Annotated in this window: 15 protein-coding genes; 8 read left to right on the top strand and 7 right to left on the bottom strand. The window is 71.2% G+C overall.

All coding sequences use genetic code 11. The features are described 5' to 3' along the window. Positions 1 to 503: 503 nt before the first annotated feature. Together OHS59_RS35115 and OHS59_RS35110 are read left to right on the top strand one after the other, a co-directional pair. Complete coding sequence (locus OHS59_RS35115) at positions 504 to 4,412, top strand: Pls/PosA family non-ribosomal peptide synthetase (protein WP_328497373.1); 3,909 nt, start codon at positions 504 to 506, stop codon at positions 4,410 to 4,412. A 105-nt stretch (positions 4,413 to 4,517) separates the two neighbouring features. Then, entirely contained in the window at positions 4,518 to 5,912 is a 1,395-nt protein-coding gene (locus OHS59_RS35110) for a M1 family metallopeptidase (protein ID WP_328497372.1), read from the top strand. 265 nt (positions 5,913 to 6,177) lie between these two features. On the opposite strand, the gene OHS59_RS35105 is transcribed toward OHS59_RS35110, so the two are convergent. After that, positions 6,178 to 7,527 carry a hypothetical protein gene (locus tag OHS59_RS35105; protein ID WP_328497371.1) on the bottom strand — a complete coding sequence of 450 codons (1,350 nt, stop codon included), beginning with the start codon at positions 7,525 to 7,527 and terminating at the stop codon, positions 6,178 to 6,180. A gap of 175 nt (positions 7,528 to 7,702) precedes the next feature. On the opposite strand from OHS59_RS35105, the gene OHS59_RS35100 reads away from it, so the two are divergent. After that, complete coding sequence (locus OHS59_RS35100; RefSeq protein ID WP_328497370.1) at positions 7,703 to 8,122, top strand: YchJ family protein; 420 nt, start codon at positions 7,703 to 7,705, stop codon at positions 8,120 to 8,122. Positions 8,123 to 8,292: 170 nt separating this feature from the next. Here the strand turns inward: OHS59_RS35100 and OHS59_RS35095 are convergent, their stop codons facing one another. Beyond that, positions 8,293 to 9,000: a FadR/GntR family transcriptional regulator gene (locus OHS59_RS35095; protein WP_328497369.1), complete on the bottom strand. Its 708-nt coding sequence runs from the start codon at positions 8,998 to 9,000 to the stop codon at positions 8,293 to 8,295. 155 nt (positions 9,001 to 9,155) lie between these two features. Here OHS59_RS35095 and OHS59_RS35090 point away from each other — a divergent pair, with 155 nt between their 5' ends. The 5 genes from OHS59_RS35090 to bla all read left to right on the top strand — a co-directional run bounded on the left by OHS59_RS35090 (position 9,156) and on the right by bla (position 14,126). Next, on the top strand, positions 9,156 to 9,665 hold the full coding sequence (locus OHS59_RS35090; RefSeq protein WP_328497368.1) for a gluconokinase: 510 nt from the start codon (positions 9,156 to 9,158) through the stop codon (positions 9,663 to 9,665). A gap of 70 nt (positions 9,666 to 9,735) precedes the next feature. After that, positions 9,736 to 11,133: a GntT/GntP/DsdX family permease gene (locus OHS59_RS35085; protein ID WP_328497367.1), complete on the top strand. Its 1,398-nt coding sequence runs from the start codon at positions 9,736 to 9,738 to the stop codon at positions 11,131 to 11,133. A gap of 52 nt (positions 11,134 to 11,185) precedes the next feature. Beyond that, entirely contained in the window at positions 11,186 to 11,944 is a 759-nt protein-coding gene (locus OHS59_RS35080; RefSeq protein WP_328497366.1) for an SDR family oxidoreductase, read from the top strand. A 12-nt stretch (positions 11,945 to 11,956) separates the two neighbouring features. After that, on the top strand, positions 11,957 to 12,991 hold the full coding sequence (locus OHS59_RS35075) for an L-idonate 5-dehydrogenase (RefSeq protein WP_328497365.1): 1,035 nt from the start codon (positions 11,957 to 11,959) through the stop codon (positions 12,989 to 12,991). A gap of 184 nt (positions 12,992 to 13,175) precedes the next feature. Further along, positions 13,176 to 14,126 (top strand): class A beta-lactamase, encoded by a 951-nt coding sequence (gene bla / locus OHS59_RS35070; protein WP_328497364.1) that lies wholly within the window; start codon positions 13,176 to 13,178, stop codon positions 14,124 to 14,126. Between the two features lie 19 nt (positions 14,127 to 14,145). On the opposite strand, the gene OHS59_RS35065 is transcribed toward bla, so the two are convergent. The 5 genes from OHS59_RS35065 to OHS59_RS35045 all read right to left on the bottom strand — a co-directional run bounded on the left by OHS59_RS35065 (position 14,146) and on the right by OHS59_RS35045 (position 20,234). Beyond that, the gene (locus tag OHS59_RS35065; RefSeq protein ID WP_328497363.1) at positions 14,146 to 14,856 is read right to left on the bottom strand and encodes a cytochrome b/b6 domain-containing protein; all 711 of its coding nucleotides are present in this window, start codon (positions 14,854 to 14,856) and stop codon (positions 14,146 to 14,148) included. Beyond that, positions 14,843 to 15,586, bottom strand: coding sequence for a molybdopterin-dependent oxidoreductase (locus OHS59_RS35060; RefSeq protein WP_443061550.1), 744 nt, complete (start codon positions 15,584 to 15,586; stop codon positions 14,843 to 14,845). Before OHS59_RS35060 ends, OHS59_RS35065 begins: the two co-directional genes overlap by 14 nt. 177 nt (positions 15,587 to 15,763) lie before the next feature. Further along, positions 15,764 to 17,347: an APC family permease gene (locus OHS59_RS35055; RefSeq protein WP_328497362.1), complete on the bottom strand. Its 1,584-nt coding sequence runs from the start codon at positions 17,345 to 17,347 to the stop codon at positions 15,764 to 15,766. A gap of 74 nt (positions 17,348 to 17,421) precedes the next feature. Beyond that, positions 17,422 to 18,372, bottom strand: a complete 951-nt coding sequence (locus OHS59_RS35050) for a hypothetical protein (RefSeq protein ID WP_328497361.1) — start codon at positions 18,370 to 18,372, stop codon at positions 17,422 to 17,424. 206 nt (positions 18,373 to 18,578) lie between these two features. Beyond that, the gene (locus OHS59_RS35045) at positions 18,579 to 20,234 is read right to left on the bottom strand and encodes an FAD-binding dehydrogenase (protein ID WP_328497360.1); all 1,656 of its coding nucleotides are present in this window, start codon (positions 20,232 to 20,234) and stop codon (positions 18,579 to 18,581) included. Between the last annotated feature and the right edge of the window lie 108 nt (positions 20,235 to 20,342).

The raw sequence follows: 20,342 nt of genomic DNA, 5'->3' as shown, positions 1-20,342 counted from the left end.
CTTGCTCCAGAATTCGTGGCCGGCGGATCCCGTCCACCACGCGTCCCTCTCGCCCCGCGGTAGGCCCTCCCCCTCGCTGTTGTGGTCGAAGGGGGCCATGGCCTTCGCGATCGCCTGCCGCACGAGGTCAGGCACGACGGGTGGCAGACACACGGTCAGCGCTTCTCTGGCCATGGGGAATCCCTTTCACAGGCTTCCTGCCGCTTCTTGCCGGGGCCCGGTCGGGCACGAACGCCCCGGCAGGTCGCGAGTACATCGTGTTTCCGGCTTGTGAGCGGCTTGTGTGGGGCAGATCTCGTCAACGTGACATACCACCACGTCAGAGAGGTGCGGAGTCCGCTCCGAGGGGCCCGTACAGACCCGTTCGCGTCGCTGGGGCGCGGAGCCGGGGCTAGCGTCGTACTAAAATTCCACGCTTGTTCGGAGCTGACCGGAATACCCCCAGGCATACCTGGGGTCCGCCGGCTCCCCCGGGAGACCCGGGAACGACATGTGAGGACCCGATGGCAGCCCTCCAGCACGGCCCCGCGTTCCAGCTGTCCGACGACGAGGTACGGGCCGAGTTCGGCGACCGGGCGCGATTCTCCGCGGCCTCCGCACCCTCTTCACGCACGCTCGTCGACATCCTCGACGCCTCCGTGCGCGCGTATCCCGACGAGCCCGCCCTCGACGACGGCCGCCGAGCCCTCACCTACCGCGCCCTGGCGATAGAGGTCGAGGCGCTGAGGCGGCGACTCAGTGACGCGGGGGTGGGACTCGGCGACCGCGTCGGCGTGCGCGTTCCGTCCGGTACCAACGATCTGTACGTGGCCGTTCTGGCCGTGCTGGCCGCCGGGGCCGCCTACGTCCCGGTGGACGCCGAGGACCCGGACGAGCGGGCCGAGCTGGTCTTCGGGGAGGCGGGCGTACGCGCCGTCGTCGGGGCCGGGCACGAGCTGACCGTCGAAGGGCGGAGCGAGGTCCCGGCCTCGCGGCCCGGGGTCGGCCACGACGCGTGGATCATCTTCACCTCCGGTTCGACCGGCAAGCCCAAGGGCGTGGCCGTCAGCCACCGTAGCGCCGCCGCCTTCGTGGACGCCGAGGCCGGTCTCTTCCTCACCGAGGATCCCATCGGGCCCGGTGACCGGGTCATGGCCGGGCTCTCCGTGGCCTTCGACGCCTCCTGCGAGGAGATGTGGCTGGCCTGGCGCTACGGGGCCTGCCTGGTGCCCGTACCGCGCTCCCAGGTGCGCAGCGGCGCCGACCTGGGGCCCTGGCTGGTCGAGCAGGAAATCACCGTCGTCTCCACCGTGCCCACGCTGGCCGCCCTGTGGGAGCCGGAGGCGCTCAACGAGGTACGGCTGCTGATCTTCGGCGGTGAGGCCTGCCCGCCCGAGCTGGTGCAGCGCCTGGTCACCGAGGGGCGTGAGGTGTGGAACACCTACGGGCCCACCGAGGCGACCGTCGTGGCCTGTGCCTCGCTCATGACCGGCGAGGAGCCGATCAGGATCGGGCTGCCGCTCGACGGCTGGGAGCTGGCCGTCGTCGACGAGGCCGGGGAGCCCGTGGCGATGGGCGGCAGCGGGCAGCTCGTCATCGGCGGGGTGGGGCTCGCCCGCTATCTCGACCCGGAGAAGGACGCCGAGAAGTACGCCCCGCTGAAATCGCTCGGCTGGGAGCGCGCGTACCGCAGCGGTGACCTGGTCAAGGCGGAGCCGGAGGGACTGGTCTTCCTCGGGCGCGCCGACGAGCAGATCAAGCTCGGCGGTCGCCGGATCGAGCTGGGGGAAGTGGACACCGCTCTCCAGGGGCTGCCGGGGGTGGCCGGGGCCGCTGCCGCCGTGCGGACCGCGCGCGGGGGAAATCAGCTCCTCGTCGGCTATGTCGTGCTCCAGGACGAGGTCCAGGAGGAGAACGGGGTCGAGGGTGGCGGCTGGGATCACGCGGCGGCCGTCGAGCGGCTGCGCGCGGAGCTGCCCGCGGCCCTCGTCCCGCTGATCGCGCTCGTGCCCGAGCTGCCGACCCGTACGTCCGGCAAGGTCGACCGGGACGCGCTGCCCTGGCCGCTGGAGAACCTGGAGACCGGCGGACCCACCGAGCAGCTCTACGGGACCGAGGCCTGGCTCGCCGAGCAGTGGAGCGAGGTGCTGGGCATCCCGGTGGGCTCCGCCCGGGACGACTTCTTCGCGATCGGCGGCGGCAGTCTCGCCGCAGCCCTGCTCACCACACGGCTGCGGACCCGCTACCCCAGCGCCGCCGTGCTCGACATCTACCAGCAGCCCGTGCTGCGGAAGCTGGCCCGGCATCTGGAGAAGTCCGCGCAGGGCGACGGTGCCGAGCGGCTGATCGCGCCGGTTCCGCCGCGGGCCAAGGCGGTCCAGCTGCTCGTACTGCTCCCCCTGTTCGCACTGCTCGGGCTGCGCTGGACCGTGGCGCTCGCCGCGCTCGGCAACGCGCTCCACTGGTTCGGGGCGTATCCATGGGCGCCGACCGCCTCCTGGTGGCTGGTCGGACCGTTGGCCATCCTGCTCTTCAGCCCGCCCGGACGGCTCGCGATCGGGGCCGGTGGCGCACGGCTGCTGCTGCGGAACGTGACGCCGGGGCGGTATCCACGCGGCGGGAGTGTGCATCTGCGGCTGTGGACGGCCGAACGGCTCGCCGAGTTCAGCGGGGCGACCTCGCTGACCGGGTCCTGGCTTGAGCGGTACGCGCGTGCGCTCGGCGCCAAGATCGGGCCCGACGTCGATCTGCACTCCCTGCCGCCCGTGACCGGCCTGCTCAAGCTCGGCCGCGGCGCCGCCGTGGAGTCCGAGGTGGACCTGTCGGGGCACTGGCTGGACGGCGACCGGCTGGAGATCGGCACGGTCAAGGTCGGCGCGCACGCCGTGGTCGGCACCCGCAGCATCCTCTTCCCCGGCGCCCGCGTGGGCAAGCGGGCCGAGGTGGCTCCCGGCTCCGCCGTCGTCGGGCACGTCCCCACCGGTCAGCGGTGGGCCGGCGCGCCCGCGGCCAAGCTCGGCAAGGCCAAGCGGGACTGGCCCAAGGAGCGCCCCCAGAAGGGCACGTACTGGCGGGTGATGTACGGGGCGACCGGGTTCGCGCTGACGATGCTGCCGGTGGTCTCGGGGCTTGCCGCACTGCTCGTCGTGGGTGTCTTCGTCTCGCCGGACGCCGGGCTCGTCGACGCGCTGCGCGGCGCCGCCGTGGCGCTGGTGCCGGCGACGCTCGCCTTCGGTCTCGCGTTCGCGCTGCTCCTGCTGGTCGCCGTGCGGCTGCTCAGCCTCGGACTGCGGCCCGGTACGCATCCGACGCACAGCAGGATCGGCTGGCAGGCCTGGACGGTCACCCAGCTGATGGACCGCTCCCGGGAGACGCTGTTCCCCCTGTACGCCGGACTGGTCACGCCGGTGTGGCTGCGGCTGCTCGGCATGCGGATCGGGCGGGGCGCCGAGGTGTCGACGGTCCTCGCGCTGCCCAGCCTGACGACGGTCGGCGAGGGCGCGTTCCTGGCCGACGACACGCTGACCGCGCCGTACGAGCTCGGCGGCGGCTGGATGCGGATCGGACGGGCCGAGATCGGGCGCCGGGCCTTCCTCGGGAACTCCGGGATGACCGGACCGGGCCGCTCGGTGCCGGACGGCGGCCTGGTGGGTGTGCTGTCCGCGACGCCGAAGAAGGCCAAGAAGGGCAGCTCCTACCTGGGGCTGCCGCCGGTCAGGCTGCCCCGCTCGACACAGGGCGGCGACCAGAGCCTCACGTACGACCCGCCGGTACGGCTGCTGTGGGCGCGCGGGCTCGTCGAGCTGTGCCGGATCGTGCCCGTCTTCTGCTCGGCGGCGCTCGCCGTGCTGACGGTGGCCGCGCTGAGCGCGCTGGGCGCGTGGGCCTGGGCGGTCGCCGGGCTGGTGCTGCTGGGCGCCGGGGCGGCCGCCGGGCTGCTGTCCGTGGTCGCGAAGTGGGTGCTCGTGGGGCGGCACCGCGCCGGTGAGCACCCGCTGTGGAGCGGTTTCGTGTGGCGCAACGAGCTGGCCGACACCTTCGTCGAGGTCGTCGCCGTGCCGTGGTTGGCCGGGTCCGTGCCGGGTACTCCGGTCCTGAACCTGTGGCTCCGCGGCCTCGGCGCCCATATCGGCAAGGGTGTCTGGGTGGAGAGCTACTGGCTGCCCGAGACGGATCTGGTGACACTGGAGGACGCGGCGACGGTCAACCGTGGCTGTGTGCTGCAGACCCACCTCTTCCACGACCGGATCTTGAGGACGGATACTGTGGTCCTCCGTGAGGGCGCCACCCTGGGTCCGGGCGGAATCGTTCTGCCCGGCAGCACCGTCGGGGCGCGCAGCACACTGGGACCCGCGTCCCTCGTCATGGCGGCCGAATCCGTTCCCGCCGACACCCGCTGGCTGGGCAACCCGATCGAGGCGTGGCGTCCCTAGGCGCGACCCCGTACGGCGGCCTCGTACGGCGGTCCTCGGGCGGATCGGGCAGCGGTCGGCGTACCGGCCGTCGTACGGGCACAGTGCAGGGGAGCAGACACTTCAGTGGTTCAGCAGACAGTGGGAGCGGATCCGTACTTCCCGGCGAACGGTGATCCCCGTTACCGGGTGCATCGGTACGAACTCGCCCTGGACTACCGTCCGGGACCCAACCGGCTGTCCGGCACCGCGCGCCTGAACGCCATAGCGGGCCGGTCGCCGCTCGCCGAGTTCCAGCTGAACCTCGCCGACTTCCGGATCGGGCGGGTCCGGATCGACGGGCGGGCCACGCACTACACGCACCGGGGCGGCAGACTGCGGATCCGCCCCGCGAAGCCGGTCCGGGCCGGAGCCGCGTTCACCGTGGAGGTCCACTGGTCGGGCAACCCCAAGCCGGTACGCAGCCCGTGGGGCGGCCTCGGCTGGGAGGAACTGGAGGACGGGGCGCTGGTGGCGAGCCAGCCGGTGGGCGCGCCGTCCTGGTACCCGTGCAACGACCGGCCCGCCGACAAGGCCTCGTACCAGATCGCCGTGACCACGCCGTCGGCGTACTCGGTGGTGGCGGGCGGACGGCTGCTGACACGTACGCCCAAGGCGTCCACGACGACGTGGGTGTACGAGCAGTCGGCGCCGACGTCCAGTTATCTGGTCGGTCTTTCCATCGGCAAGTACCAGACCGTGCTGCTCGGCGACCCGGGGCTCGGCGGGGTGCCGCAGTCGGGGCACATCCCGGCGCGGCTGCTCACGGAGTTCTCGCGGGACTTCGCCCGGCAGCCCGCGATGATGACGCTCTTCGAGGAGTTGTTCGGGCCTTATCCGTTCGGTGAGTACGCGGTCGTGGTCACCGAGGAGGAGCTCGACGTCCCGGTCGAGGCGCAGGGGCTCTCGCTGTTCGGCGCCAACCATGTGGACGGGGGGCGGGGGTCCGAGCGGTTGGTCGCGCACGAGTTGGCGCACCAGTGGTTCGGTAACAGTGTGAGCATCGCCGACTGGCGGCACATCTGGCTGAACGAGGGGTTCGCGAAGTACGCGGAGTGGCTGTGGTCCGAGCGGTCGGGCGGGCGCAGCGCCCAGACTCTGGCCGGGCTCGCCCATCGGGGGCTGGCCGGGAAGCCGCAGGATCTCAAACTGGCCGATCCCGGTCGGAAGCTGATGTTCGACGACCGGCTGTACGAGCGGGGCGGGCTCGTTCTGCACGCGGTGCGGTGTGCGTTGGGGGATGAAGTCTTCTTCCGGATGTTGCGGGGGTGGGTTTCCGTGCATCGGGGTGGGGCGGTCACCACTGCCGCGTTTGTCGCGCATGTGGCTCGGTATGCGGTGGAGCCGTTGGACGAGCTGTTCGCCGCGTGGGTTTTCGAGGCTGCGTTGCCTGCGTTGCCCTCGGCGGGGGCGGGGATTCCTGAGCGGCCGTCCTATCCGCCCAGCGGGAGTGACCGTCGTCGGTGGCGTGCGGGTCCGTAGGGGCTGGTTGCGCCGTTCCCCGCGCCCCTTGGGGGTGGGGGTGAGCGGTGTCAGGACAGTGCGGGTGCGTCGGGGTTGAGTGCGCCGTTCCCCGCGCCCCCAGGAGGTGGGGGTGAGCGTCGTCGGGAACGTGCGGGTCCGTAGGGGCCGGGCGCGCCGTTCCCCGTGCCCCCAGGGGGTGGGGGTGAGCGGTGTCAGGACAGTGCGGGTGCGTCGGGGTTGAGTGCGCCGTTCCCCGCGCCCCCAGGGGGTGGGGGCAGGGTCGTCAGTCTGTGGGTGGGTTTGTTCTTTGCCACTTCCAGAGCTCATTGGCACGGTGATCGTGTTCGAAGCGGGCGCTGAAGGGATCGGCTCGGCCGATGGCCCTGGCGGTGCGCGGATCGTCGCGCAGCGCGAGGCCGTACGCGGCCTCCAGCCGGGTGATGGGGTCGTCCTCGTCGAGCAGCGCCCACAGAGCGGCGGCGACGGCGGTGCTCCGGTCCGGGGAGGCAGCCAGTTCAGCTGCCACCACCCCCCGCAGGACGGGGTCCGAGTCTTCGGCCAGGAGCACCAGCGCCTGGGTGACCTGCGGGAGGAGACCGGCGTCTCCTCTGCCCGCCCGGCACGCGTTGGTCCGTACCGTGGCGTCCGGGTCGTGGGTGAGGGAGAGCAGCGCGGCCCTGGCTGCACGGGTGAGGGAAGCGTCATCGCCCGAAAGGACAGCGGGGACTTCACGGCGTACGAGGGCATCGGGATGGCCGGCGTGGCGCAGCCCGAGTGCCTCTCGGCCGGGGTGCTCGTACTCGGCGAAGGCGTTGAGTACGTGCGCGAGCACCGTGCTGTCGCCTTCTTCGGCTGCCCAGACGGCCAGCATGTCGCTCTCCTTCGTCGCGTAGGACGGGGCGCAGCCGCTGACTCCCCGCATCCACAAGTAGCGCGCGACGGTACGGCGGTACGAGGCGTCGGGGTGGTGGCGAAAGGCCACCACGGCCGACCACGTCTCGAAACTGCGGCGCTGACGGAGCACCGAACAGACCTCCCACCACGTCACATGGTCCTCATCCGGCTGCTGTGCGGCGCGGGCGATCAGTTCGTCCACGGGAGTGAGGATGCGGAAAGCCCACTCCAGCGAGGTCAGGACGGCGCCGTGCCCGGACCGCGTGACGAGGCCGCCCAAGGAGACTTGCGGGACCGACTCCCAGGCGTACGTGCCGTCCTGAACCGAGACTGTGACGGCGGGGCCCTGCGCCCCCGTCAGGCGCCGCAACTGCTCGGCCGAGCCCGTCTCGTACCGGTCGCGGGCCAGGGCGAGAAGCTGCTCACGGACGGCTTCCGGCAGCCGCAGTCGGGGCTCGTCGCCCAGCACCGCCGAAAGGACCGCCGGGGAGCCGCCGTCCACGGCCCGCCACAGTGGGGTGGTCCCGTCGGGCAGCGTTCGGTCGGGGTCCGCACCACCCCGAACCAACACCTCAGCCACCGGGGCGTCGTAGGCTGCCACGGCCGAGCACAGCACCGGCAGCCCGGCGCAGTCCACCGCGTTGGGGTTGGCTCCTGTCTCCAACAGGGTCCGCACCGCCTCGGCATCGGCCGCCTGCACCGCCGATACGAGTCGGCCGTCGAGTGCGTCCTCGTTCACGCTCCCCGCTCCCCCCCCCCAGCCGCTGACATCACTTACCGGTCCCGCCTGTTCGCGCGCCGGGCTGATGTCCGGCACGAGCCGCGGGACTCTACCTGACCGTTATCGGAACATGCGGGTCCGATGTGGCTGGGTGCGCCGTTCCCACAGGCCGTGTGGCAGCAGAATGGAGCGCATGTCCCGACGCACCTCGCACTCTCGCAACCAGCGCCGTTCCGCTCCCGCGCACGACCCCTCCTGCCCTTGCGGTCTCGCGAAGACGTACGAGGAGTGCTGTGGCCGGTTTCACCGGGGTGAGGGCGCGGCTCCGACCGCCGAGGCACTCATGCGCTCGCGCTACTGCGCATTCGTGAAGCGGGACGAGGCGTACCTGCTGCGGACCTGGCATCCGCGCACCCGTCCGACCCGCCTGGACCTGGACCCGGCGACGCGCTGGACCGCCCTGGAGATTCTCGCCACCACGGAGGGCACGCCCTTCCACACCACGGGCACGGTGACGTTCCGCGCGACCTACGCGGGCGGCTCGCTCCAGGAACACAGCCGCTTCGAACGGGCGGACGGCACATGGGTGTACGTGGACGGAGACATCTCCTAGGGGGCGGGGAACGGCGTCTCAGGGGCGCGGGGAACGGCGCGATCTTTTGTCTTTCAGGGGCGCAGCCCCAAGGGGCGCGGGGATCGGCGCGCCCAGACACGACGCACAAGCACCCGCACCCGCACCCGCACCGGAGCAACCACCCACGAACGCGGAGCCGTTCAGGACATTCAGCCCTCCGGGCTGAGAATGTCCAACTCCTGAAGCGCCCCCAGCACGACCTCCCGAGTCAACGCCTCGGCAAGAACCGCGTCGCCCGCCCGGACCGCCTCGGCGACCTGCACATGCAGCGTGACCGCCGCCGGATCGGGATCCTCGAACATCACCTGATGATGCGTACGCCCGGCGAGGACCTCGGCGACCACATCCCCCAGCCGAGCGAACATCTCGTTCCCGGAGGCGTTCAGCACGATCCGGTGGAACGCGATGTCGTGGACGAGGTACCCCTCCAGCTTGTGGCCGCGTGAATGGGCCACCATGCCGAGCGCGCACTCGGTCAGCTCCGCGCACTGCTCGGCCGTAGCGTGCTTCGCGGCCAGCCCCGCCGCGACGGGCTCGACGGCACAGCGCAGCATGGTCAGCGAGCGCAGCTGCCGCGGCCGGTCGGCGCCCGCCAGACGCCAACGGATGACCTGCGGATCGTAGACATTCCACTCGTTCGCGGGACGTACGGTCACGCCGACGCGGCGACGGGACTCGACGAGGTGCATCGACTCCAGGACCCGGACGGCCTCACGCATCACCGAACGTGAGACCTCGAAACGCTGCGCCAGCTCATCCGTGCGCAGAACACTGCCCGGGGGGTACTCGCCCGCGGTGATCGAAGGACCGAGGCGTTCCAGTACATGGCCGTGCAGCCCCCGGCCCGATGTGCTCATGGGTTCAGGGTACGAGGAAGAGAGCGCGAACAAAAAGTCAGACTTATACGTCACAGACTCTTGAATTCATCTGACCTATGGGTTTCAGTGTCGTGACGGATGCGGCACCCGACGTTCATCCGGCATCCGATGTCGAAGAAGACAGCGAGGCAGTTATGACTACCCCCCACGTCGTCGTGGTGATGGGCGTGGCAGGCACGGGCAAGACCACCATCGGGCCCCTGCTTGCGGACCGGCTCGGCGTTCCCTACGCCGAGGCCGACGATTTCCACCCCGAGGCCAACATCGCCAAGATGTCGGCCGGTACTCCACTCACGGACGAGGACCGCCGCCCCTGGCTAGACGCCATCGGCGCCTGGGCACACGGGCGGGCCGGACTCGGCGGGGTGGTCAGCTGTTCCGCGCTGAAGCGCGACTACCGGGACCGGCTCAGGGCGGCCGCTCCCGACGTCGTCTTCCTTCACCTCACCGGTGATCGCGAACTCATCGAGGACCGGATGGCTCACCGCAAGGGCCACTTCATGCCCACGGCACTCCTCGACTCCCAGTTCGCCACCCTCCAGCCGCTCCAGGAGGACGAGTCGGGTGTCGCCGTGGACGTCATCGGCACCCCCGACGAGATCACCGGGCGGGCCGTGACCGCGCTGGACGGCCTCGCCCGGTAAAGCCCCCGCCCCCGCCCCCCACCCTGCAAGGCCCCTCCCCTCTCCCCCTCCCCATGCAAGGAAACGCACCGTGACCAGACTCAGCGTCGAGATGCTGGCAGCGGATCCCGTCGAGCCGATCACCTCGGCGGGCCATGCTCAGCTGGGCATCGCCGTTCTGGCGGGCATCGCCGTCATCGTCCTGCTCATCACCAAGTTCAAGCTCCACGCCTTCCTCGCGCTGACCATCGGGTCGCTGGCGCTCGGCGCCTTCGCCGGAGCACCGCTCGACAAGGCGATCACCAGCTTCTCGGCCGGTCTCGGTTCGACCGTCGCCGGCGTGGGCGTGCTGATCGCGCTCGGCGCGATCCTCGGCAAGCTGCTCGCGGACTCCGGCGGCGCCGACCAGATCGTCGACACGATCCTCGCCAAGGCGGGCGGCCGCTCGATGCCCTGGGCGATGGTGCTGATCGCCTCGGTGATCGGACTGCCGCTCTTCTTCGAGGTCGGCATCGTCCTGCTCATCCCGGTCGTCCTGATGGTGGCCAAGCGCGGCAACTACTCGCTGATGCGCATCGGCATCCCGGCACTCGCGGGCCTGTCCGTGATGCACGGGCTGATTCCGCCGCACCCCGGCCCGCTGGTCGCGATCGACGCGGTCGACGCGAACCTCGGTGTCACCCTGGCCCTCGGCATCCTCGTCGCCATCCCCACCGTGATCATCGCGGGGCCGGTCTTCTCCAAGTACGCGGCCCGCTGGGTGGACGTCCCGGCGCCGGAGAAGATGATCCCCCAGCGCGCCTCCGAAGACCTGGAGACGCGTCCCGGTTTCGGCGTCACCATCGCCACCGTGCTGCTGCCGGTCGTGCTGATGCTGGCCAAGGCGCTGGTGGACATCGTCGTCGACGACCCGACGCACATGGTGCAGCGCGTCTTCGACGTGATCGGCTCCCCGCTGATCGCGCTGCTCGTGGCCGTGATCGTCGCCATGTTCACCCTCGGCCGCGCGGCCGGCTTCACCAAGGGCCGGCTCTCCACGACCGTCGAGAAGTCGCTCGGCCCCATCGCGGGCATCCTGCTGATCGTCGGCGCGGGCGGCGGCTTCAAGCAGACGCTGATCGACTGCGGGGTGGGCCAGATGATCCTGGACATCTCCAAGGACTGGTCGATCCCCGCCCTGCTGCTCGCCTGGCTGATCGCGGTGGCGATCCGGCTCGCGACCGGTTCCGCGACCGTCGCCACCATCTCGGCGGCCGGTCTCGTGGCTCCGCTCGCGGCCGACATGTCGACCACGCACACCGCGCTGCTCGTCCTCGCGATCGGCGCCGGTTCGCTGTTCTTCAGCCATGTGAACGACGCCGGGTTCTGGCTGGTCAAGGAGTACTTCGGGCTGAGTGTCGGCCAGACCATCAAGACCTGGTCGGTCATGGAGACCATCATCTCGGTGGTCGCCGGAGGCCTGGTGCTGCTGCTCTCGCTTGTCATCTAGCCGGCCACCCAGGCAGTCACCACGGCCCACGGCCAGAAGGAGCAGTACGGCGATGACCCACCCCCTCTTCGACATCAGCGGCCGTACGGCGCTGGTCACCGGGTCCAGCCGGGGCATCGGCCTCGCGCTGGCCCGGGGGCTCGCGGAAGCGGGCTGCACGGTCGTGCTGAACGGCCGCGACACCGGCCGGCTCGCCGAGGCCGCGGCACAGCTGCCCGGCGAGGTCCACACCGCCGCCTTCGACGTGACCGACGGTCCGTCGGTGGCCGCCGGGATCGCGGACGTCGAGGAGCGGGTGGGTCCACTGGACATCCTCGTGAACAACGCCGGAATGCAACTGCGGGCCCCGCTCCTGGAGTTCACCGACGCCGACTGGCACCGCATGCTCGACACCAACCTGACCAGCGCCTTCCTGGTGGGCCGCGAGGCCGCCCGGGGCATGACCGCGCGCGGTCACGGCAAGATCGTCAACATCTGCTCGCTGCAGAGCGAGGTGGCACGGCCCGGCATCGCGCCGTACGCCGCCACCAAGGGCGCGCTGAAGATGCTCACCAAGGGCATGTGCGCCGACTGGGGCCCGCACGGGGTGCAGGTGAACGGGCTCGGCCCCGGCTACATCGAGACCGAACTCACCCAACCCCTCGTGGACGACCCGGAGTTCAGCGCGTGGGTCAGGCGCCGGACCCCGGCAGGCCGCTGGGGTCGTACGGAGGACCTGGTCGGCGGCGTGCTGTTCCTCGCCTCTCCGGCGGCGGACTTCGTCGGCGGCCAGGTGCTGTACGTCGACGGCGGCATGACCAGCGTTCTCTAGGAGGCTTCACCCATGCTCGGTTGCGTGATCCACGGTCAGGGCGACCTCCGGGTGGACGAACTCCCCACCCCCTCCCCGGGCCCCGGCGAGGCACTTGTCGCCGTGCGCTACGGCGGGGTGTGCGGATCCGATCTCCACTACTGGCGGCACGGCGGAGTGGGCGACTTCCGGCTCCGCGAGCCGATGGTCCTGGGCCACGAGATCGTGGGCACGGTCCTCGCGTACGGAACCGGCGCCACCGGTACTCTCCCCGTCCCGGGTACGGCAGTCGCCGTGCACCCCGCCACCCCGTGCGGTGTGTGCCCGGAGTGCGCCGACGGCCGCCGGAACGTGTGCCGTGACACCCGCTACCTCGGCAGTGCGGCCCGCACCCCTCACGTACAGGGCGGATTCGCGACCCAGGTCGTCGTCCCCGCCGAACAGTTGAGGCCGCTGCCGCCGGATCTCCCCCTGCGGCGGGCCGTGTTGGCCGAGCCGCTGTCCGTCGCCCTGCACGCGGTGGGCCGGGTGGGTGACGTCAGGGGGAAGCACGTCCTCGTGACCGGTGCCGGTCCGATCGGTTGTCTGGTCGTCGCGGCGGCGAAGGCGGCGGGGGCCGCGCGCGTTACGGCGACCGACCTGCTGCCACGGGCACTGGAGTACGCGGTGGCCGCGGGCGCCGACTCCGTCGTACGGGCGGACGAACCGTCCTCCCCCGACTGGCCGTCCGAGGTGGACGCGGCCGTCGAGGCCTCCGGGGTCGCCGCCGGTCTGGACACCTGCCTGCGCCTCGTGCGGCGCGGCGGGGTCGTCGTCCAGCTCGGCATGCTGCCGCCCGGCCGGAGCGCCTTCCCCGGCAACCTTCTCGTCAGCCGCGAGATCGACCTCCGAGGAGCCTTCCGCTTCGACAGGGAGTTCGACACCGCACTCACCCTCCTGGCGAGCGAGCCCCGCTTCGACCGCCTGATCAGCGCGGTACTCCCCCTCACAGAAGCGGAACCAGCCTTCACCCTCGCAACCAACAGAGCAGAATCCTGCAAGGTCCTACTGGACTTCACCCCTCACTAGGGGCACGGGCAGCGGCGCAGTGTTGTCGCCTCCAGGCGCGCGGCCTGCGGCCTCCAGGGGCGCGGGGAACGGCGCGACCAGCCCCCACAACCGGCCACTTCCCCACGCACGAGGAACCACACGAGCCCCTCCGAAGTCTCCCTCTACGCAAGTGATCATCCTCGCAGCGGAAGAGAGAGCCACCTTGGAAAGCGCAAACCTCCACCCCAGCCGCCGAACCGCCCTGACCCTCGGAGCCGCCGCCGGCGCCGCCGCGCTGGCCACAGGCGCGACCCCGCAGGCCCACGCGGCGGCGAAGCCGAAAACGAGGGCGGACACGGCGGACACGGCGAACCACGTCATCGTCAAGGCGCTCGCCGAGCTGGAGCACACCCACGCGGCCCGCCTGGGCATCTACGCCCGCAACACCGCCACAGGCAAAACCGTGCGGTACCGCGCAGACGAAACGTTCCCGATGTGTTCGGTCTTCAAGACCCTCGCCGCCGCGGCCGTCCTACGGGACCTCGACCGCCGAGGCGAGTTCCTGGACCTGCTGATCCGGTACACCGAGCAGGACCTCAAAAGGGCGGGCGGCTCCCCCGTCACGGGGCTCAAGGAGAACCTCGCCAACGGCATGACCGTCGCCGCCCTCTGCCACGCGGCCATCGCCCACAGCGACAACGCCGCGGCGAACCTCCTGCTCCACGAGCTGGGCGGCCCGACCGCGATCACCCGCTTCTGCCGCTCGATCGGGGACCCCACAACCCGCCTCGACCGGTTGGAGCCCGAACTGAACTCGGCCGAGCCGTGGCGCACGACGGACCTCACCAGCCCCGCCGCCATCGGACGGACGTACGCGAGGCTCACCCTCGGTGACGCGCTCGTGCCCCGGGACAGGCGACAGCTGACCGAGTGGCTGCTGGCCAACACCACCAGCACGAATCGTTTCCGCGCGGGCCTGCCCACGGACTGGGCGCTCGGCGACAAGACGGGCACGGGCAGGTACGGCACCAGCAACGACGTGGGCATCGCATGGACGCCGGACGGGACACCCATCGTCCTGGCAGTCCTGTCCACCAAGCCCGACGAGGACGCCCCGAAGGACGACGAACTCGTCGCCGAGGCGGCCAGACTCCTGGCGCCGGCGCTGGGCTAGAACCAGCAGCGCCAGGGCCCTACGGCCGCCAGAGCGGATGCTCCCGCTCGGCCCACTCGCGGCTGACCGACCCCGTCCGCAGTCCCCGTCGGGACTCCGGGCGGGCGAGGGCCATCCCGATGTGTCCCGCGAGGACGAGGCCGATGGTCAGCGCGAGCCAGTCGTGCCCGAAGGTCGCACTCGTGCGCCAGACCAGTGGGGCGAGGTGGGTGAACCACATGAGCAGCCCCGTGCCGACCATGACCAGGACGGCACCGGCGATCCAGGCCGCGTACGTCTTCTGACCCGCGTTGAACTTCCCGGCCGGCCGGGACTCGGGCCGGGCGTCCCGGCGCAGCGCGGACCGCAGCCAGACCCGGTCGTGCGGCCCGAAGCGGTTGAGCAGCCGCAGGTCCGCCCGGAAGGCACGCGAGACGAGCCCGGCGAGGACGGGTACGGGAAGCAGCAGTCCGGACCACTCGTGCAGCCGCACGACCAGCTCGCGGCGGCCGACGAGTTCGGCGAGCTGGGGCAGGTAGAGGCAGCCCGCGGTCAGCACGCACACCCCCATCAGGAGTGCTGTCGTGCGGTGCACCCAGCGTTCGGCGGGCGTGAAACGGCGGACCCGCAACGCACCCGCGAGACGCTCCCCGGCTTCCGATGCGACGGCCGGTGCGGTGTCCGGTGCAACGGGCTGTACGGCGGCCCGTGCCTTCGAAGCGTCGGTCTCGGGCGTCTCAGGTGGTCTCATCGTCACGTCCGTTCGACCGGCCGACCCATGCGTCCACGTCGTAGCCCCGCTCTTCCCAGTAGCCGGGGCGGACGTCCGAGGTCACGGTGATGCCGGAGAGCCACTTCGCCGACTTGTAGAAGTACATGGGGGCCACATAGAGGCGCACGGGACCGCCGTGGGCGTGGTTGATGTTCTTGTCCTGCATGCGCAGGGCGACGAGGACGTCGGCGCGGCGGGCCTGGTCCAGGGTCAGGCTCTCCGAGTACGCCCCGTCGAAGCAGGTGAAGCGCACCGCCCCGGCCGAAGGGCGCACCCCCGCGGCGTCCAGCAGCCGGGACAGGCGTACCCCTTCGAAGGGGGTGTCGGGCACCCGCCAGCCGGTGACGCACTGGACGTCACGGACCATCCGTGTCTGCGGCAGGGCACGCAGATCGGACAGGGTGTACGTACCGGGGTGGTCGACCAGGCCGTCGATCTTCAGACGGTAGGAGTCCTCGTCCTTGTGCGGGACGGAGGAGGTGACCGAGTAGTAGCGGAAGCCGCCACCGTTGGGGAGCAGGCCGGTCAGACCGGTGGGGTCCTTGTCGGCGGCGCTGCCGAGGAAGGACTCCAGGCCGCGCTGGAGGGTGGGCGCGGTGGCCACGCCGAGGGCGCCGAGTCCGAGCATCCCGAGCATGAGCCGGCGCCCCACCGGGGCGCCGCCCTCTTCGGGGTCGCCCGCGGCCGCTGACGAAGGTTCCGGGTTCACACACTGATTCGAGCACCCCTGAACCCCCGAAGCCAGGGTCCGAGGGTGCTCGTCAGCGTTCCGTAATGACTTCTTACGCGTTTCTCAGGCGCGGGAAGGCAGGGACAGGAGGTCAGGAGAGGGAGGCCGGAGGTCAGGAGCGGGCGTCCGGGAGCGGGACCCCGCGGACCCGGGCGGTCAGGAGTCGGACTTCGCCGCCTTGTCCAGCTGGAACGCCTCGTTGCCGAGTCCGATGCCCGCGTACGCCTGGGGCCTGCGGGCGCGCAGGAACAGGCCCTGGGCGACGCCCGCGGCGGCGGCCAGCACGATGATGCCGGGCAGCAGCCAGCTCAGCGATGAGCCGGGGCCCGCGCCGACGAGGACGTCGAAGTCCTTGACGGTGTAGACGGCGATGACGAGGAGCGAGAGTCCCGCGATCACCGAGCAGGCCAGGCGCCAGGCCTGGGCGCGCCCGGCGCCCCTGCGGACGAAGAAGGCGACGACGGAGAGCGAGGCCGCGGCCATCAGCACGATGACGCCGAGCGCGCCGACGTTGCCCATCCAGGTGAAGAGGTGCAGTACGGGCGCTGTCGGGTCGCCGACCGGCTTGTCGTCGGCGACGGCGAACGCCACGACGACCACCACGGCGACGGCCGACTGGAGCAGCGAGCCCGTGCCGGGGGCGCCGCTCGCGCCCGTGGTCCTGCCGAAGGCGGCGGGCAGCAGTCCCTCGCGGCCCATGGCGAAGGCGTACCGGGCGACGACGTTGTGGAAGCTGAGCATCGCGGCGAACATGCCGGTCACGAACAGGACGTGGAGCACGTCGGTGAACGTGCCGCCGAGCCGTGACTCGGTGAGGAAGAACAGCAGTCCGGCGCTCTGCTTCTGCGAGGCGCCCACGATCCCGGAGGGGCCCGCGGCGACGGTCAGCGCCCAGGAGCTGAGCGCGAAGAACACGGCCACGAAGCCGATCGCGAGGAACATCACGCGCGGGACCAGGATGTGCGGGCGGCTGGTCTCCTCCGCGTACACGGGGGCCTGTTCGAAGCCGAGGAACGCGGCGATGCAGAAGCACAGCGCGGTGCCGAGACCCGCTCCGGTGAGGGTGTCCGGGTTGAAGGCGTGCAGCGACAGGCCTTCCTTGGCGGGGTCGGCGACGGCCGCGATGTCGAAGATCACGACGAGCGCGACCTCGATGAGCAGCAGTACGCCGAGCACGCGCGCGTTGACGTCGATCTTCAGCCAGCCGAGGGCGCCGACGAGGAGGGCGGCCACCAGCGCCGGTATCCACCAGGCGAGTTCGAGGTCGAGGTAGGTGGCGAACAGGCCGGACACCTCGAAGCCGAAGATGCCGTAGATGCCGATCTGGAGCGCGTTGTAGGCGACGAGCGCGACCGCCGCGGCGCCCGAGCCCGCCATGGCGCCGAGTCCCCGGGAGATGTACGCGTAGAAGGCGCCCGCGTTGTGGACGTGGCGGCTCATCTCGGCGTACCCGACGCTGAAGAGGACGAGCACGACGCCGAGCAGCACGAAGAGCAGGGGCTGCCCGACGATGCCCATCACCGCGAATGTAGTGGGCATGACACCCGCGACCACCATGAGAGGGGCGGTCGCCGCGAGGACGGAGAGCAGCAGGCCCCCCGTCCCCAGCCGGTCGGAACGCAGGGCCCGGTCCTGGCCCTTGAAGGTGCTGATGCCGCTCTCCGCGGCGCCCTGTCTGCTCGTGCTTGCGCTCTTGCTCGTGCTCGACGCACTCGTGGTGCGTGAACTGCCCGTCGTCATGGCGGGGTCGTCCTTTCGGCTGGCAGGCCGGCGGCGTTCGGCCGGCCGGGCTGGCTGTCGGGCGGGGCTGTCGTTCAGACCGTGCCGAGCACGCTGTCGCGTGCGGCATGGAAGGCCTTGTGCGGATCCCGGTCGGGGTACGACCACGGCACCGCGGTCGCGTACGGTCCGATGCGGTGGAACAGGGCGGCGGCCTCGGCGCCCCGGCCCTCGCAGTACTTGGCGTGGACGAGGAAGTTGAGGTCGAGCCGGCTGCGCGGATGGTCGTCGCGCTCCCACTCCAGCCACCAGTCGAAGGCCGACTTCATCACCTGGCGCGCCCGGCGCCCCACCCAGTGCCCGGAGGCCACGGGGTCGGCCGATTCGCTGCCGGCCGCGGCCAGGACGCGGTAGCGCTCGGCGTGCGCGACGACGGGCAGGACCGCGAGCGGGGAGTCGGCGGGCGCCTGTTCGGCGGACCAGGTCGCGAAGTCGTAGACCTCGTGCAGCGGGTCCTGCCCGGCGTCGGGGCGCCGTTCGGCGAGCCGGGCGACCATCAGATGGTGGGCGTGGTGATGGTCGGGGTAGCGGTGGCGGACCTCGTCGAAGAGCTGGACCACGTCCTGGTCGGCGCCGAGGACGCGCTCCAGCATCAGCAGCCCGAGCCAGGGCGTCGGGTCGGCGGGCAGCGCGTCGGCCGCGGCGCGGCACGCCTCACGCGCCCTGGTCGGCTTCTCCTTGCCGTTCAGGGCGCGTTGGACGGTGGCGACGGCGAGCAGCACGGCGGCGTCGCCCGACTCGGGTTCGGCGAGCTGCCAGTCGCGGGCCCAGGCGAGCGTGCCGCCCTCCTGGGCCAGGGTCGTGACGCGGTGCCCCCGGCGGTCCCAGTCGTCACCGGTGTCGGCCAGCAGGGCCCGTACGGTGGTCCACCGCCCCTGGGCCAACGCGGCGCGGGCGGCGACGAGTTCGGTGTCGTCGAGTGCGGCGTCGAAGGACTGGACCGCGCGCTTGCGGGCTCGGCCGAGGGGTGGCGGAGGTGGGGACACCGCGGAACTCCCTCGCACGACGCGGATATTCAGTGGTCTGGTGTATTCGTGGATGTTTTGTACAACCGGTTGACATTTACCGATGACCGGTTTTTGTCAGCGGCCGATCACGGACAGCCAACCCCCACCGCGTGTTCGCGTCAAGGCCCGCCTCTCACTGACACGCGTCAACCCGGGCCCCGGCGAAGTGAGTTGGGACTCATCCGTCAGTTCACGGCCTTCGCCGCGGCCCGCCCCGCCGTGCGCCCGGAAAACAGGCAGCCGCCGAGGAACGTCCCCTCCAGGGACCGGTATCCGTGCACTCCGCCGCCGCCGAACCCGGCCGCCTCCCCCGCCGCGTACACCCCGGACAGCGGGTCGCCGCCCTCGGTGAGGACCTGGGACGACAGGTCGGTCTCCAGGCCGCCGAGCGTCTTGCGGGTGAGGATGTTGAGGCGGACGGCGATGAGCGGACCGGCCTTGGGGTCGAGGATGCGGTGCGGGGTGGCCGTACGGATCAGCTTGTCGCCGAGGTAGGCGCGGGTGCCGCGGACCGCCATCACCTGGAGGTCCTTGGTGTAGGGGTTGGCGATCTCCCGGTCGCGCGCGACGATCAGGCCGCGCAGTTCGGCCTCGTCGATGAGCGGTTCCTTGGTCAGCGCGTTCATACCGCGGACGAGTGCGCCGAGGTCCTTCTCGATGACGAAGTCGGCGCCGTTGTCCATGAACGCCCGTACCGGCGCCGGTACGTCGGCCCTGGCCCGCTGGAAGACACCCTTGACGGACTTGCCGGTGAGGTCGGGATTCTGCTCGGAGCCCGAGAGCGCGAACTCCTTGCCGATGATCCGCTGGTTGAGCACGAACCACGTGTAGTCGTGGCCGGTCTTCATGATGTGTTCGAGCGTGCCGAGCGTGTCGAAACCCGGGAACAGCGGTACGGGCAGCCGGTTGCCGCGGGCGTCCAGCCAGAGCGAGGACGGGCCGGGCAGGATGCGGATGCCGTGCTTGTCCCAGATGGGGTTCCAGTTCTGGATGCCCTCGGTGTAGTGCCACATGCGGTCGCGGTTGATGAGGTGCGCGCCGGCGTCCTCCGCGATGCCGAGCATCTCGCCGTCCACGTGCGCGGGCACGCCGGAGATCATCCGCTCGGGCGGGGTGCCCAGGCGCTCGGGCCAGTTGGCGCGGACGAGGTCGTGGTTGCCGCCGATGCCACCCGAGGTGACGATCACCGCCTGGGCCCTGAGCTCGAAGGCGCCGGTGACCGTCCTGCCGCTGGCCCGGCCGCGCTCGACGCCCGACGGCTCCAGGATCTCGCCGCTCACGGTGTCGACCGAGCCCGCGCTGCGCGACAGACCGGTGACGCGGTGGCGGAACTTGAGCTGTACGAGGCCCCGCGCGACGCCCGCGCGGACCCGCCGCTCGAAGGGCGCGACCAGACCCGGACCCGTACCCCAGGTGATGTGGAAGCGCGGTACGGAGTTGCCGTGGCCGCCCGCGTCGTAACCGCCGCGCTCGGCCCAGCTGACCACCGGGAACCAGCGGACGCCCTGCTTGTGCAGCCAGCTCCGCTTCTCACCGGCCGCGAAGTCGACGTACGCCTCGGCCCACTTGCGGGGCCAGTGGTCCTCGGGGCGGTCGAAGGCCGCGGTGCCCATCCAGTCCTGGAGGGCCAGCGCGTGACTGTCCTTGATCCGCATCCGGCGCTGCTCGGGCGAGTCCACGAAGAACAGGCCGCCGAACGACCAGTGCGCCTGACCGCCGATCGACTGCTCCGGCTCCTGGTCGAGAAGGATCACCTTGCGTCCCGCGTCGACGAGTTCCGCGGTCGCCGCGAGCCCGGCGAGCCCCGCTCCGATCACGATCACATCTGCGTCGTACGCCATGAGCAGGTCCCCTTCGGCCTTGTTACTGATCGGTTGCTACTGATCGGTCAGATCCTTGGGCAAGGGAGTGACCCAGTCAACTGCCGGGTCGCGGGTACTCGGGCTACA

It is taken from the genome of Streptomyces sp. NBC_00414, from assembly GCF_036038375.1.
GTDB lineage: Bacteria > Actinomycetota > Actinomycetes > Streptomycetales > Streptomycetaceae > Streptomyces.
The sequence above is the reverse complement of the archived record's forward strand: the minus strand, read 5'-3'. Positions and strand labels throughout refer to the sequence as shown.

Coding starts and splice junctions, on each gene's coding strand:
- OHS59_RS35075 (WP_328497365.1), top strand. CDS start 11,957: ATGCTCGGTTGCGTGATCCACGGTCAGGGCGACCTCCGGGTGGACGAA.
- OHS59_RS35100 (WP_328497370.1), top strand. CDS start 7,703: ATGTCCCGACGCACCTCGCACTCTCGCAACCAGCGCCGTTCCGCTCCC.
- OHS59_RS35065 (WP_328497363.1), bottom strand. CDS start 14,856: ATGAGACCACCTGAGACGCCCGAGACCGACGCTTCGAAGGCACGGGCC.
- OHS59_RS35080 (WP_328497366.1), top strand. CDS start 11,186: ATGACCCACCCCCTCTTCGACATCAGCGGCCGTACGGCGCTGGTCACC.
- OHS59_RS35115 (WP_328497373.1), top strand. CDS start 504: ATGGCAGCCCTCCAGCACGGCCCCGCGTTCCAGCTGTCCGACGACGAG.
- OHS59_RS35095 (WP_328497369.1), bottom strand. CDS start 9,000: ATGAGCACATCGGGCCGGGGGCTGCACGGCCATGTACTGGAACGCCTC.
- OHS59_RS35045 (WP_328497360.1), bottom strand. CDS start 20,234: ATGGCGTACGACGCAGATGTGATCGTGATCGGAGCGGGGCTCGCCGGG.
- OHS59_RS35055 (WP_328497362.1), bottom strand. CDS start 17,347: ATGACGACGGGCAGTTCACGCACCACGAGTGCGTCGAGCACGAGCAAG.
- OHS59_RS35090 (WP_328497368.1), top strand. CDS start 9,156: ATGACTACCCCCCACGTCGTCGTGGTGATGGGCGTGGCAGGCACGGGC.